11 protein-coding genes are annotated in these 12,994 nt (G+C 62.1%); 4 read left to right on the top strand and 7 right to left on the bottom strand.

Features of this window, described 5'->3' with window-relative positions:
* Nucleotides 1–49 precede the first annotated feature (49 nt).
* The 4 genes from CKW32_RS06385 to CKW32_RS06370 all read left to right on the top strand — a co-directional run bounded on the left by CKW32_RS06385 (nucleotide 50) and on the right by CKW32_RS06370 (nucleotide 3,775).
* Nucleotides 50–1,012 (top strand): TRAP transporter substrate-binding protein, encoded by a 963-nt coding sequence (locus CKW32_RS06385; protein ID WP_032889942.1) that lies wholly within the window; start codon nucleotides 50–52, stop codon nucleotides 1,010–1,012.
* A 63-nt stretch (nucleotides 1,013–1,075) separates the two neighbouring features.
* On the top strand, nucleotides 1,076–1,603 hold the full coding sequence (locus CKW32_RS06380; RefSeq protein WP_032889944.1) for a TRAP transporter small permease: 528 nt from the start codon (nucleotides 1,076–1,078) through the stop codon (nucleotides 1,601–1,603).
* A 1-nt stretch (nucleotide 1,604) separates the two neighbouring features.
* Complete coding sequence (locus CKW32_RS06375) at nucleotides 1,605–2,885, top strand: TRAP transporter large permease (RefSeq protein WP_095184370.1); 1,281 nt, start codon at nucleotides 1,605–1,607, stop codon at nucleotides 2,883–2,885.
* Nucleotides 2,885–3,775 (top strand): aldose 1-epimerase, encoded by an 891-nt coding sequence (locus CKW32_RS06370; protein ID WP_095184369.1) that lies wholly within the window; start codon nucleotides 2,885–2,887, stop codon nucleotides 3,773–3,775. Before CKW32_RS06375 ends, CKW32_RS06370 begins: the two co-directional genes overlap by 1 nt.
* A 190-nt stretch (nucleotides 3,776–3,965) precedes the next feature.
* Here CKW32_RS06370 and CKW32_RS06365 read toward each other — a convergent pair whose 3' ends face one another.
* The 7 genes from CKW32_RS06365 to CKW32_RS06335 all read right to left on the bottom strand — a co-directional run bounded on the left by CKW32_RS06365 (nucleotide 3,966) and on the right by CKW32_RS06335 (nucleotide 12,970).
* Nucleotides 3,966–5,111 (bottom strand): HlyD family secretion protein, encoded by a 1,146-nt coding sequence (locus CKW32_RS06365; protein ID WP_032889950.1) that lies wholly within the window; start codon nucleotides 5,109–5,111, stop codon nucleotides 3,966–3,968.
* Nucleotides 5,108–6,754 (bottom strand): MFS transporter, encoded by a 1,647-nt coding sequence (locus CKW32_RS06360; RefSeq protein WP_032889953.1) that lies wholly within the window; start codon nucleotides 6,752–6,754, stop codon nucleotides 5,108–5,110. The genes CKW32_RS06365 and CKW32_RS06360 overlap by 4 nt, the downstream gene beginning before the upstream one ends.
* Before the next feature lie 180 nt (nucleotides 6,755–6,934).
* Complete coding sequence (locus CKW32_RS06355) at nucleotides 6,935–8,413, bottom strand: DASS family sodium-coupled anion symporter (RefSeq protein ID WP_032889954.1); 1,479 nt, start codon at nucleotides 8,411–8,413, stop codon at nucleotides 6,935–6,937.
* A 79-nt stretch (nucleotides 8,414–8,492) separates the two neighbouring features.
* On the bottom strand, nucleotides 8,493–9,863 hold the full coding sequence (locus CKW32_RS06350) for a hybrid sensor histidine kinase/response regulator (RefSeq protein ID WP_032889957.1): 1,371 nt from the start codon (nucleotides 9,861–9,863) through the stop codon (nucleotides 8,493–8,495).
* Complete coding sequence (gene ercA, locus CKW32_RS06345; protein WP_032889958.1) at nucleotides 9,847–11,010, bottom strand: alcohol dehydrogenase-like regulatory protein ErcA; 1,164 nt, start codon at nucleotides 11,008–11,010, stop codon at nucleotides 9,847–9,849. Before ercA ends, CKW32_RS06350 begins: the two co-directional genes overlap by 17 nt.
* Before the next feature lie 127 nt (nucleotides 11,011–11,137).
* The gene (gene pqqA / locus CKW32_RS06340; RefSeq protein WP_010209364.1) at nucleotides 11,138–11,209 is read right to left on the bottom strand and encodes a pyrroloquinoline quinone precursor peptide PqqA; all 72 of its coding nucleotides are present in this window, start codon (nucleotides 11,207–11,209) and stop codon (nucleotides 11,138–11,140) included.
* A gap of 240 nt (nucleotides 11,210–11,449) precedes the next feature.
* Nucleotides 11,450–12,970 (bottom strand): aldehyde dehydrogenase family protein, encoded by a 1,521-nt coding sequence (locus CKW32_RS06335; protein ID WP_032889961.1) that lies wholly within the window; start codon nucleotides 12,968–12,970, stop codon nucleotides 11,450–11,452.
* Between the last annotated feature and the right edge of the window lie 24 nt (nucleotides 12,971–12,994).

The raw sequence follows: 12,994 nt of genomic DNA, 5'->3' as shown, positions 1-12,994 counted from the left end.
GCTGTGCCTTGAATACAACAATAAAATAACAAGACAGGAGTGACCCCCAATGGACTTCAAACGCACCTTGCTCGCCGCCGCAGTGTTCACCCTCAGCAGCGCCGCTCACGCGCTGGAAATCAAATTCGCCGACATCCACCCCGCTGGCTACCCCACCGTGGTAGCCGAAGAAAACATGGGCAAGGCGCTGACCAAGGAAAGCAACGGCGAACTCACGTTCAAGTACTTCCCGGGCGGCGTGCTGGGTTCCGAGAAAGAAGTGGTCGAACAGGCCCAAGTGGGCGCCGTGCAGATGACCCGCGTCAGCCTCGGCATCGTCGGGCCGGTGGTGCCGGACGTGAACGTCTTCAACCTGCCGTTCGTGTTCCGCGACCAGGCGCATATGCGCAAGGTCATCGACGGCGAGATCGGCGATGAAATCCTCGCCAAGATCACCGACTCGGAGTTCGGCCTCGTGGCCCTGGCCTGGATGGACGGCGGCACGCGCAACCTTTACACCAAGAAACCGGTGCGCAAGATCGAAGACCTCAAGGGCATGAAGATCCGCGTGCAGGGCAACCCGCTGTTCATCGACGCCTTCAACGCCATGGGCGCCAACGGCATCGCCATGGACACCGGCGAGATCTTCAGTGCCTTGCAGACCGGTGTCATCGACGGCGCGGAGAACAACCCGCCCACCCTGCTGGAACACAACCACTTCCAGAACGCCAAGTACTACACCCTCACCGAACACCTGATCCTGCCTGAGCCCATCGTGATGTCGAAAATCACCTGGAACAAACTCACTCCCGCCCAGCAGGACATGGTGAAAAAAGCCGCCAAAGTCGCCCAGGCCGATGAGCGCGTGCTGTGGGACGCCAAGTCCGCCAGCAGTGAGGAAAAACTCAAGAAGGCCGGGGTCGAGTTCATCACCGTCGACAAAAAACCCTTCTACGACGCCACCGCCGCGGTGCGAGCCAAGTACGGCGCGCCTTACGCCGACATCATCAAGCGTATCGACGCCGTTCAGTAACGCCCCATTCCCTGACAAGGCCTGGCGCGGTCGGCATCGACGCGCCCGGTGACGGTGAACGCCATGAAGAATCTACTGCTGCGCATCAACGACCGTATCTACATGACCTGCATCTGGGTCGCCGGTCTCTCGGTCCTCGGGGTCGCACTGATCATTCCCTGGGGCATCTTCGCCCGCTACATCCTCGGCACCGGTTCCAGCTGGCCGGAGCCCACCGCTATCCTGCTGATGCTGGTGTTCACCTTTATCGGCGCCGCCGCCAGTTATCGTGCCGGGGCGCACATGTCGGTGGCCATGGTCACGGACCGCCTGCCACCTGCCCAACGCCGAATCGTCGGCATTTTCTCGCAACTGCTGATGGCGACAATCTGCCTGTTCATGGCGATCTGGGGCACCAAGTTGTGCCTGTCCACCTGGAACCAGTTCATGAGCGCCATCCCCACCCTGCGCGTGGGTATCACCTATATGCCGATCCCCATCGGGGGCGTGCTGACGCTGATTTTCGTGCTGGAAAAACTGCTGCTGGGTGACCAGAGCAACCGGCGCGTGGTGCGCTTCGACCTGGTAGAAGAAAACGAAGGGGCTGCCTGATATGGACGCATTGATTCTGCTGGGCAGCTTTATCGCCCTGATCCTGATCGGCATGCCGGTGGCGTATGCCCTGGGGCTGTCGGCGCTGATCGGCGCGTGGTGGATCGATATCCCGTTCCAGGCCCTGATGATTCAGGTGGCTGGCGGGGTGAACAAGTTTTCGCTGATGGCGATTCCGTTCTTTGTGCTGGCTGGGGCGATCATGGCCGAGGGCGGCATGTCGCGGCGGCTGGTGGCGTTTGCCGGGGTGCTGGTGGGCTTTGTGCGCGGCGGGCTGTCCCTGGTGAACATCATGGCCTCGACGTTTTTCGGCGCGATCTCCGGCTCGTCGGTGGCGGACACCGCTTCGGTGGGCTCGGTGCTGATTCCAGAAATGGAGCGCCGTGGCTATCCACGGGAATTTGCCACGGCGGTGACCGTCAGCGGCTCGGTGCAGGCCTTGCTCACGCCACCCAGCCACAACTCGGTGCTCTACTCCCTGGCGGCTGGCGGCACAGTGTCCATCGCTTCGCTGTTCATGGCCGGCGTGGTGCCGGGCCTGCTGATGAGCGTGTGCCTGATGGTGCTGTGCCTGATCTTCGCGAAGAAACGCAACTACCCCAAAGGCGAAGTCATCCCCCTGAAGCAAGCACTGAAGATTGCCGCCGATGCGCTCTGGGGCCTGATGGCCATGGTGATCATCCTCGGCGGCATCCTCTCGGGCATCTTCACTGCCACCGAGTCCGCCGCGATTGCGGTGCTGTGGGCGTTCTTCGTGACCATGTTCATCTACCGCGACTACAAGTGGCGCGAGCTGCCCAAACTGATGCACCGCACGGTGCGCACGATTTCCATCGTGATGATCCTGATCGCCTTCGCCGCCAGCTTCGGCTACATCATGACCCTGATGCAGATCCCGGCGAAGATCACCACGCTGTTCCTGACGCTGTCGGACAACCGCTACGTGATCCTGATGTGCATCAACGCCATGCTGCTGTTGCTCGGCACGGTGATGGACATGGCGCCGCTGATCCTGATCCTCACGCCGATCCTGTTGCCGGTGGTGTTGGGTATCGGCGTCGACCCGGTGCATTTCGGCATGATCATGCTGGTGAACCTCGGCATTGGTCTGATCACCCCGCCGGTGGGCGCGGTGCTGTTTGTCGGCGCAGCGGTGGGCAAAACCACCATCGAGAAAACCGTAAAGGCGCTGGTGCCGTTTTATGCCGTGCTGTTCCTGGTGCTGATAGCAGTGACGTACATTCCAGCATTGTCGCTGTGGCTGCCGAGCGTGGTGCTGTAATGCTGATTGAACTTGAAGACAACCTGACCCACCTCACCTTGAATCCGGCCGTGGGCGGCAGCATCGTCAACTGGACGGTGCGCGCCACCGGGCAGCCGTTGCTGCGCCATAACGATGAGCAGGCGATCCATACCGGTTTGCCGGGCAAGCTGGGGTGCTATCCGTTGGTGCCCTGGTCCAACCGCATTGCCCACGGCGGTTTCGATAACCCCGACGGTTGGCTGGTGCTCACGCCTAACAGCCTGACCGATCCGCTGCCGATTCACGGTTCGGCCTGGCAACAAGCGTGGCAGGTGGTCAGCCAGTCGGCAGATGAAGTGGTGCTGGAGGTGGTCTGCGAGACGCCTTTTGCCTATCGCGCCGAGCAGCGGATTCACTTGAGCGATGGGGCCTTGCGTATCGAACTGCGCGTGACCCATCTGGCCGAAACAGCGGCGTGGCATGGCGTGGGGTTGCATCCGTACTTTCCGCGTCGGCCGGGTACTCGGTTGCAGGCCAAGGCCGCGCAGGTGTGGATGAGTGACGCGTCCAAGCTGCCGACCGGCTTGGCACCGGTGCCGGACGAGTGGGATTTCCAGGAAATGAATGCCCTGCCCCAAGGCTTGGTGGACAACGGCTTTTGCCAGTGGGACGGGTATTGCCGGATCGAACAGCCGGACCTGGGCTATGCGCTGGAATGCCAGGCCAGCGGGGCCGATTACTTCCTGCTGTACTGCCCGCCGGGGCTGGGGTTCTTTTGCATCGAGCCGGTGAGTCATCCGGTGAATGCTCATCACCTGGCGGGACGGCCGGGCCTGAAACTGCTGGAACACAATCAGTCGGTCCAACTCAACTTCACCCTGAAATACATTCAAAATGTGGGAGGGGGATTGCCTCCGATGGCGGCCTGACAGCCGAACAGGATGCTGGAACAGACCGAGTACATATCCATTATTCAGCCAACGGCCGCTATGGGTTCCGCCCTTACGGCGGCTCGCTTCGCATCGTGATTACCGTTGACTGCTATAAAGTGGCGTAAATACCTATAGCTATCAGGGGCAAGCCCCCCCCACAGTTTTGATTTAGGTTTTGTCAGTGATGTCAGGGTGGAGAGTTTTTCAGACGCCCAGCCGTATCGATACTCACGACAACCGACAACCCCGGCCGCAAACGTTCGCTCTCAGCCTGATCCGGGTCCACCGTAATCCTTACCGGCACGCGCTGGGCAATCTTCACAAAGTTGCCCGTCGCGTTGTCCGCCTGCAACAGGCTGAACTCCGAGCCGGTGGCCGGCGAAATATGCTGCACCGTGCCATGAAACTTGCGGTGGTTCAGCGCATCCACGGTAAAGGTCACCGGCTGGCCGACCTGCACATTGTCCATTTGGGTTTCTTTCATATTGGCAATCACCCACAGCTGCTTCGGCACCAGTGCCATCAGCTGCGCGCCAGAGTTGACGTAGGCACCGAGGCGCACGCCAATCTGCCCCAACTGACCGTCGCGGGGCGCGGTGATGCGGGTGTTGGACAGATCGATCCGCGCCAATTCCACCGCCGCATCGGCACTCGCCACCGCCGCTTCCAGGGAGCCGCGATTGACGATCACCGTCTGCAAATCCTGCCGCGCGATTTCCAGGCTGGCCTGGGCTTGGGCGACGGCGGCGACCGTCTGCGCATTGGCAGCACGGGTCACGTCCAGCTCGCGCTTGGACACCGAACCGTCGCTGATCAGCTCCTCGTTACGACGCAAATCCGCAGTGCTTTTACGCGCCTGTGCCTGGCTGTCTACCAGCGCAGCCTGGCGTAACTTGATGGTCGCTTCGGCGCTGTTGCGCTGCTGCACCACATTGGCCAGCGAGGCCTTCTGCACCGCCAGTTGCGCCAAGGCTTGGTCCAGGCGCTGCTTGTAGATGCGGTCATCAAGGCGCACCAACAAGTCACCGGCCTTGACGTACTGGAAGTCCTGCACTGGCACCTCGAACACATAGCCGCTGAGCTGCGGGCCAATAATCGTCACTTGGCCACGTACCAGGGCGTTTTCAGTAGTTTCCACCGCGCTGCTGAAAGGCGGCAGTTGCCAGGCATACAGCACGATCAGTACCCCGACGATGGCAATCGCGGCGAAACCCATGGACGAAAGGATGCGCACGCGCAATGAGCGCGGCTCGGTGACCGTAGCGCCGGGCGGCATGGTGCCTTCCGGGGTGGATGCAATGGCGGTGGTGGTGGTTGTCGAAGGTTCGGTCATGAAGGTGCGCCGCTGGGTTGAACGGGAGGGGCTGCTGCTTGGGTGGTACTCATCAGCCACAGACTGCGAATAAATATCCAGAGCATGGTCAGGATCGCGATGATCGCAATCAGCATGAACACATCGTTGTAAGCCATGACATTCGCTTCACGGGTGGCCGCCGTGGCCAAGCTGCGGATACCCATCAGGTTGCGCAGCTCGGGGTCGGCAATGACACCGCCATAGGCCGAGCCACCGCTGCTCACCCGCGCGGCCACACGCGGGTCGAGCAAGGTCAAGTGTTCGACGATCATGCTGGAATGAAACTTCTCCCGCACGACCTGGAACGTTCCCAGCAACGCAGCTCCAATCAGGCCGCCGAGGTTCTGGCAAATGCCGAACATCACCGAAAAACTCACCAGATTGCGCGGGTTCGTCAGCACGTTCTTGGTGCCCAACACCATGGTCGGTCCCAGGAAAAAAGTGCCGCCAAAGCCCAACAGGAACTGGCTGATATACAGGTTTTCGGGCCGGGTCAGGTTGCTGGAGAAACTGTCCATCACCGAACCCGTGGCCATCAGCGCCAGGGAGATCACCAGCGGCATCAGCAGATGAGCCGGGTTGATCGTCAGCGCACTGACCGCCAGCCCGCTGATCGCGCCGGCCAGCATCACCACGTACAGCGTATGCATCTGCTGGTAGCTCATGTTCAACATCTGCATGAACCCGACCGCACCGGTGGACTGCTCCGACAGCACCATGCGAATCAGGATCACCGCCAGTGCCAGGCGAATCATGGTGCCGCTGCCCAGCCAACGGGTCATCAACATCGGGTTGGCGCGGTTATGCTCAATGGCCAGGCCGGCCATGATCAACACCAGGGAACAGGCTGACGCGATACCGATCCACGGGGCCTCCAGCCACCAGTCGATGCGCCCCAGGGACAGCACCGCACAGAGCAACGCCACGCCGGTGGCGAGGATGCCGAAGGTCAGGAAGTCGAGTTTCTCAAAGGTCTTGAAGCGGTCACCCGGCGGCAACTTGAGCAAGAACACACACCCCAGGCAGATCAGCGCCATCCCCAATTCAAACAGATACAAACCGCGCCACTCGGCGATTTGCAGCAAATCTTCGGAGAACAACCGCGCCAGCGGCAACGCCAACTGCGCCGTGCCCAACCCCAGCACCAGGGCTTTGAGTCGCCACTTGGCGGGGAACGCCTGGATCATGTAGTACAAGCCCAACGAACTCAGGGCCGCGCCCACCATCCCGTGGGCCGCCCGTACCGCGATGGCCGAACTGAGATCGTTAACGAACAAGTGGCCGAAGGTCACCAGCGCGTACAGCACCAGGAACACCTCGGTGAACACGCGCAGGCCGAACTGCTGGCGGAACTTCACCAGCAGCAGGTTCATGCACACGTTGGTCATCACATAGGCGGCGGGCAACCAGGCCATTTCCGCAGTGGTCGCGCCGAGGGCGCCTTGCAGGTATTGCAGGTTGGCGATGACCAGGGCATTTCCCAGGCCGCCAGTGATCGCGACCAGCACACCGACCAGCGCATACAGCCAACGCTTGTGCGTAGGGTGCCACGGCGTCGACGGCGAACCGGGCAGGCTCGGGCGCTCGTGGGGTTCCCAGGTGTGGGGGGTGTATTTATCCATTCGATGACCTAGATGACCCGACGGGTGAGGTCGGTAAAACCATTACTCAGAGTAGTAAACCTGAGCGGGGTTCATCTTGCCATCTTGGGCATGGAATTGATGCCTGGAGCGGGTACGGTCAAAAGTCGGAGGGGGCTTGCTCTCTTTGGATAGCATGCCCATCCAGAACCGCCTTCCCGATCAGATCCAACCCAACCAACTCCAGTAAGTCGCCGCAAACACCAACATCAGCCCATACCCGATCACCGTCACCAGAATCCCCACCTTGGCGAACTGCCGCGCCGTAAACGTCCCAGTCCCCAGGCACACCATATTCTGCGGCGCATTAATCGGCAGGATAAACCCGTAGCTCATCACAAACCCCAGCAGCATGGTCATCCCCAACCGGTTGAACTCCCCGGGCAAGGTCTGCAACACCGCAATCAGGATCGGCAACAGCGCCGAGGTCAGCGCCGTGGCGCTGGCAAAGCCCAGGTGGATCACAATCAAAAACGCTCCCAAAATCGCAAACACCCCCAACGGCCCGACCTGATCCAACCCGGTATGCGCCACCACTTGGGAGCCCAGCCACTGCCCGGCTTGGGTCGTCAGCAACGCGGTGCCGAGGCTGATGCCCACGCCGAATACAATCACCGTGCCCCACGGAATACGCGACTGCACATCCTTCCAGGTCATCACACCGATCCCCGGCAACAGCAGGAACACCAGCCCCGCGTAGGTGGTCGAGGTGGTGTCGAAAGGGTGCAGGCGCCCTTCCGTCGCCCACGCCAACAGCAACAGCACCGACACGGTGAGCAAGCGCTTCTGCGGGCCGGTCATCGGGCCGATGTCCACCAGGGACTGGGCCACGGCCTCCTTGCCACCGGGGATGCTGTCGGTTTCCGGCGGCAGCAGCTTGATCACCAGGAACAGCAACACCGCCGACATGATCACCGCCCACGGCGCGCCGGCGATCAGCCAGTCGATCCACGACACGCGCTGGCCGAGCATCTTGTCCATAAAGCCCACGGTCAGCAGGTTTTGCGCGGCGGCGGTCTGGATGCCGACGTTCCAGATGCTGGTGCCCTGGGCCACCACGATCATCAGGCCGGCGGCAATATTGGAGCGCTTGTCCACGCCAAACGCGGCAACCACGCCCATCATGATCGGCACCACACAGGCACTGCGCGCGGTGGCACTGGGCACCACGAGGCTGAGCAGGATGGTCACCGCAATCGCCCCCAGCAGAATGCCGCGGGTGCTGGTGCCGACGCGGGTCAGGGTCACGAGGGCGATGCGCCGGTCGAGGCCGGTGTGGGTCATGGCCGCCGCAATGAACAACGCGCCCGCCACCAAGGCCAGTGCCGGGTTGGAAAAGCCGGTGAGCGCCATGCTGATGGCCGGGCTGGAGCCGATCAGGTGGGCGGGGTCTTGCAGCGACGGCGCCGTACCCAGCAAAAACGCCATGAGCGAGGTGATCATGATCGCGCTGGCCTCATAAGACACCGCCTCGGTGATCCACACCACCACGGCAAACGCGAGGATCGCCAGCATGCGCTGCCCGGCCACCGGCAGATCGGCGGGCAGCGGCAACAGCAGCACGCCGACCATCGCCAGTACGCCGATCACCAGACCCAGGGGCAACTTGAAGGATGCTGCGGTTGTTGCGGGGGCGTTCATGGCGGGCTCCGTCGTGCTCTAAATCAGGCAGGCAGCATGGGGCAAAGCGCCGCAACGGGTGTTGACGGGTATCAAGACCCTAGGTCAATAACTGGCTCAATACCGCCCGCAACTTGCCGGGCTTGAGCGGTTTGTTCAACAACGGCGCGTCAAGGCGGCGCAGCACACGACGGCATTGGTCGGTGCGGTCGGCGGTGATGATCACGGCCGGGATCTTTTGCGCGAAATGCTCGCGCAGATGCTTGACCACCGCAGCGCCCACCACGCCGTGGTCGAGGTGGTAGTCGGCGAGGATCAACTCCGGCGCCCTGCCCTGCAACGCCAGTAACGCGCCGGCCTGGTCGGTGGCGGTGACCACCTCACAGCCCCACTGCACCAGCAGCGCGCGCATGCTTTCGAGGATGCTCACCTCGTTATCGATCACCAGCAAACGCCGCCCCGGCAGCGGGTTGCCCGTGGTCGGCAGCACCGGCAGTTGGCTGATCGCCAGGGGCATCTCTTCGCTGATGGGCACCTCGATGCTGAACATCGAGCCACGCCCCGGCCACGAACGGACCGCCACCGGGTAGCCGAGGATCTCGGCGATACGCTCGACAATCGCCAGGCCCAGCCCCACGCCTTTGCGATCCGAGGCGCGGCCGACGTCGAGCTGGTTGAATTCGAGGAAGATCGCGTCGAGCCGGTCGGCCGCGATGCCGCGCCCGGTGTCCCACACCTCCAGGCGCAGGCGGTCGCCACGGCGGCGCGCGCCGAGCAGGATGCAGCCCTCGTCGGTGTAGCGGCAGGCATTGCTGAGGAAGTTACGCAGGATCCGCGTCACCAGGCGCAAGTCGGTGCGAATCGCATAATGACCGGTACGCGCGCGCAGGTTCAGCCCGGCCGCCAGCGCCACCGACTGGAACTCCGAGACCAGCGGCGCAAACAGCTCATCCAGACGATACAGCGCCACGTCGGGTTTGACCGCCGCCTGGTCGAGCCGCGAAATATCCAGCAAATCGGTGAGTAAATCTTCCGCGCCTTCCAGCGCCTGGTGAGTACGTTCCACCAGCACCTGCTCAACGCTGGGCAAGTTGCGTTCACGCAGGGTGGAGATCAGCAGCCGCGCCGCGTTCAGCGGTTGCAGCAGGTCATGGCTCGCGGCGGCGAGGTATTTGTCCTTGCTGCGGTTGGCAGCCTCCGCGGCGTCGCGCGCATCGCGCAATTCCTGCTCGACCTGCTCACGCTGGGCGATCTGCTGTTGCAGGTTGCGGTTGGCTTCCAGCAGCTCATCGGTGCGCGCAGCCACGCGCTGCTCCAGCTCATCGTTGAGACGGATATAGCGGTTGCGCTCCGCCTCCAGCTCGTCGAGGCGCGCGGTGAGTTCCGGGTAGTGACTCTTGCGTGCCGAGTGATTGCCCAGGCCCAGCAGCCCGGCCAGTGCTTGTTGCTGGTCGTCAGAGCGCTTCGCCATAAACAACCTCGACGTCACGCTGGCTGGACTCACGAGGGTTGGTGAGGATGCAGGGGTCGTCCATCGCATGCTCGGACAGGAACGGAATATCCGCCACGCGCACCCCATGCAGACCCAGGGTTTCGTGGAAGCCAATGGCATGTTTGAGCGCGATCAGGTGGTCGACCAATCGTCCGCAGATCTGTCGATGGTTGAGGCCACGGCAGTCAATGCCAAAGGTCTCGGCAATCACCTTGAAGCGCTCCGGCGCCGAGTTGTAGTTGAACGCCACCACATGCTCCACCAGCACCGCGTTACACAAACCGTGGGGCAAATCGAGAAAGCCGCCGAGGCTGTGGGACATGGCATGCACGGCGCCGAGGATCGCGTTGGAAAACGCCAGGCCCGCCTGCATGCTGCCGAGCATGATTTTCTCGCGCAGGGCAATGTCCGTGGGGTTGGCGATCATCTGCACCAGGTTGCCGTTGATCAGGCGCATGGCTTCCAGCGCATGGGGGTCGGTCAGTGGGCCGTGGCCGGTGGACACGAACGCCTCGATGGCATGCACCAGCGCGTCGATGCCGGTACAGGCGGACAGGAACGGGTCCATGCTCGCCGTGGTTTCCGGGTCGATCAGCGACACATCCGGCACCACCGCCTTGCTGACGATGGAGAACTTCATGCGCTCCTGCTGATTGGAAATGATCACGAACTGCGAGACATCCGCCGACGTACCGGCGGTGGTGGGGATCAGGATCAACGGCGGGCTGGGCACACGAATGGTGTCCACGCCCTCGAACTCAAGAATGCTACGCCCATGGGCGACCACAATGCCGATGGCCTTGCCGCAATCCATCGGACTGCCGCCGCCGATGGCCACGATCACGTCGCAATGGTTTTCCCGATACACCTCGGCGCCGAGCATTACTTCTTCGACGCGCGGATTGGGCGACACAGCGCTGTACAGGCAGTAGTCGATACCGATGGCTTGCAGGCTGGCTTCCACATCCGCCACCCAACCGGCAGCGATCACACCGGGGTCGCTGACGACCAGCACCTTGCGCGCACCGAAGGTCTTGGCATAGTTACCGACGTTGTGCCGGCAGCCGGCACCGAAGATGATTTCAGGCGAGACGAATTTACGCAGGAGGCTCAGATTGGGGCTCATTGGAAAGCCTGTTCTTATTATTTTTGGGAGATGCGCTTCACACTAACCCATTCGCAGGCGAATGCAATCAGACCAAAGGGTCATTCCCAATACGGCACCGGCCAGCGCGAGGCTGGCCGGAGATGGATCAACGGCTGGCGAAGTACATGGTCACTTCGAAGCCGATACGCAGGTCGGTGAAGGCGGGTTTGGTCCACATGGGGAGAGTCCTCTTGTTGTGCCGGAAGATTCCGGTAGAGGCATTAATGCATGGGGGGATGGGGGTGCGAATGCTACTTTCGAAGGAGCTCGCACCCGCATTGGTAGCGGGTATACGCCGATCAAAATGTGGGAGGGGGCTTGCTCCCGATAGCAATGTGTCAGCCACATCACTGTTGACTGACCCACCGCCATCGGGAGCAAGCCCCCTCCCACAGGGGACCGCGTTGCAATCCGAGGGTTAGAAGAAACCCAATGGATTGATGTCGTAGCTCACCAGCAAATTCTTGGTCTGCTGGTAGTGATCGAGCATCATCTTGTGGTTCTCACGCCCCACGCCCGACTTCTTGTAGCCGCCAAACGCCGCATGCGCCGGGTACAGGTGATAACAGTTGGTCCACACGCGGCCAGCCTTGATCGCCCGGCCCATGCGGTAGGCGCGGTTGATGTCGCGGGTCCACAGCCCGGCGCCGAGGCCGAATTCGCTGTCGTTGGCAATGGCCAGGGCTTCGGCTTCGTCCTTGAAGGTGGTGATACCCACCACCGGGCCGAAGATTTCTTCCTGGAACACGCGCATCTTGTTGTGGCCCTTGAGCAGGGTCGGCTGGATGTAATAACCGCTGGACAGGTCGCCTTCCAGGCGCTCGGCGGCGCCGCCGGTGAGCAGCTCGGCGCCCTCCTCCTGGGCGATCTTGAGGTAGGAGAGGATCTTGTCGTATTGCTGCTCGGACGCCTGGGCGCCGACCATGGTCTCGGTATCCAACGGGTTGCCGCGCTTGATCTTGACGATCTTCTTCATCACCACTTTCATGAAGTCGTCGTAGATCGACTCCTGCACCAGCGCCCGCGACGGGCAGGTGCACACTTCGCCCTGGTTGAAGAACGCCAACACCAGGCCTTCGGCGGCTTTTTCGATGAATTGCGGCTCGGCCTGCATGATGTCTTCGAAGAAGATGTTCGGCGACTTGCCGCCCAGTTCCACGGTAGACGGAATGAGGTTCTCGGCGGCCGCGTGCATGATGTGCGCACCGATTGGGGTCGAGCCGGTAAAGGCAATCTTGGCGATGCGCTTGCTGGTGGCCAGTGCCTCCCCGGCTTCGCGGCCAAAGCCCTGCACGATATTCAGCACGCCCGGTGGCAGCAGGTCATTGATCAACTCGGCAAACACCATGATCGACAGCGGTGTCTGCTCGGCCGGCTTGAGCACGATGCAGTTACCGGCAGCGAGGGCCGGGGCGAGTTTCCAGGCGGCCATCAGCAGCGGGAAGTTCCACGGAATGATCTGCCCGACCACGCCCAATGGCTCATGGAAGTGGTAGGCCGCGGTGTGTTCGTTGATCTCGGCGGCGCCGCCTTCCTGGGCGCGGATGCAGCCGGCGAAGTAGCGGAAGTGGTCGGCGGCCAGGGGCACGTCAGCGTTGAGGGTTTCGCGCACGGCCTTGCCGTTGTCCCAGCTTTCGGTCACGGCCAGTACTTCGAGATTCTGCTCGATACGGTCGGCGATTTTCAGCAGCACCAGGGAGCGATCCTGGGGCGACGTCTTGCCCCAGGCGTCAGCGGCGGCATGGGCGGCGTCGAGGGCTTTGTCGATATCGGCAGCGTTGGAGCGCGGGAATTCGGCGATCGCTTCACCGGTCACTGGCGAGGTGTTGGTGAAATACTCACCGCTCAGCGGGGCGACGAACTCTCCGCCGATGTAATTTCCGTAGCGCTGCTTGAAGCTGACGATAGCGCCAGGGGTGCCAGGTTGTGCGTAGATCATGTTAAAGCCTCTGTCTGGGTCCGG

Origin of the sequence: Pseudomonas sp. Irchel 3H9 (assembly GCF_900187495.1) — a bacterium.
GTDB lineage: Bacteria > Pseudomonadota > Gammaproteobacteria > Pseudomonadales > Pseudomonadaceae > Aquipseudomonas > Aquipseudomonas sivasensis.
The sequence above is the reverse complement of the archived record's forward strand: the minus strand, read 5'-3'. Positions and strand labels throughout refer to the sequence as shown.

Excerpts from the sequence above, each read along its gene's own strand:
- CKW32_RS06350 (WP_032889957.1), bottom strand. The coding sequence starts at position 9,863 with ATGGCGAAGCGCTCTGACGACCAGCAACAAGCACTGGCCGGGCTGCTG.
- CKW32_RS06355 (WP_032889954.1), bottom strand. The coding sequence starts at position 8,413 with ATGAACGCCCCCGCAACAACCGCAGCATCCTTCAAGTTGCCCCTGGGT.
- CKW32_RS06335 (WP_032889961.1), bottom strand. The coding sequence starts at position 12,970 with ATGATCTACGCACAACCTGGCACCCCTGGCGCTATCGTCAGCTTCAAG.
- CKW32_RS06370 (WP_095184369.1), top strand. The coding sequence starts at position 2,885 with ATGCTGATTGAACTTGAAGACAACCTGACCCACCTCACCTTGAATCCG.
- CKW32_RS06365 (WP_032889950.1), bottom strand. The coding sequence starts at position 5,111 with ATGACCGAACCTTCGACAACCACCACCACCGCCATTGCATCCACCCCG.
- CKW32_RS06375 (WP_095184370.1), top strand. The coding sequence starts at position 1,605 with ATGGACGCATTGATTCTGCTGGGCAGCTTTATCGCCCTGATCCTGATC.
- CKW32_RS06380 (WP_032889944.1), top strand. The coding sequence starts at position 1,076 with ATGAAGAATCTACTGCTGCGCATCAACGACCGTATCTACATGACCTGC.
- ercA (WP_032889958.1), bottom strand. The coding sequence starts at position 11,010 with ATGAGCCCCAATCTGAGCCTCCTGCGTAAATTCGTCTCGCCTGAAATC.
- CKW32_RS06360 (WP_032889953.1), bottom strand. The coding sequence starts at position 6,754 with ATGGATAAATACACCCCCCACACCTGGGAACCCCACGAGCGCCCGAGC.
- CKW32_RS06385 (WP_032889942.1), top strand. The coding sequence starts at position 50 with ATGGACTTCAAACGCACCTTGCTCGCCGCCGCAGTGTTCACCCTCAGC.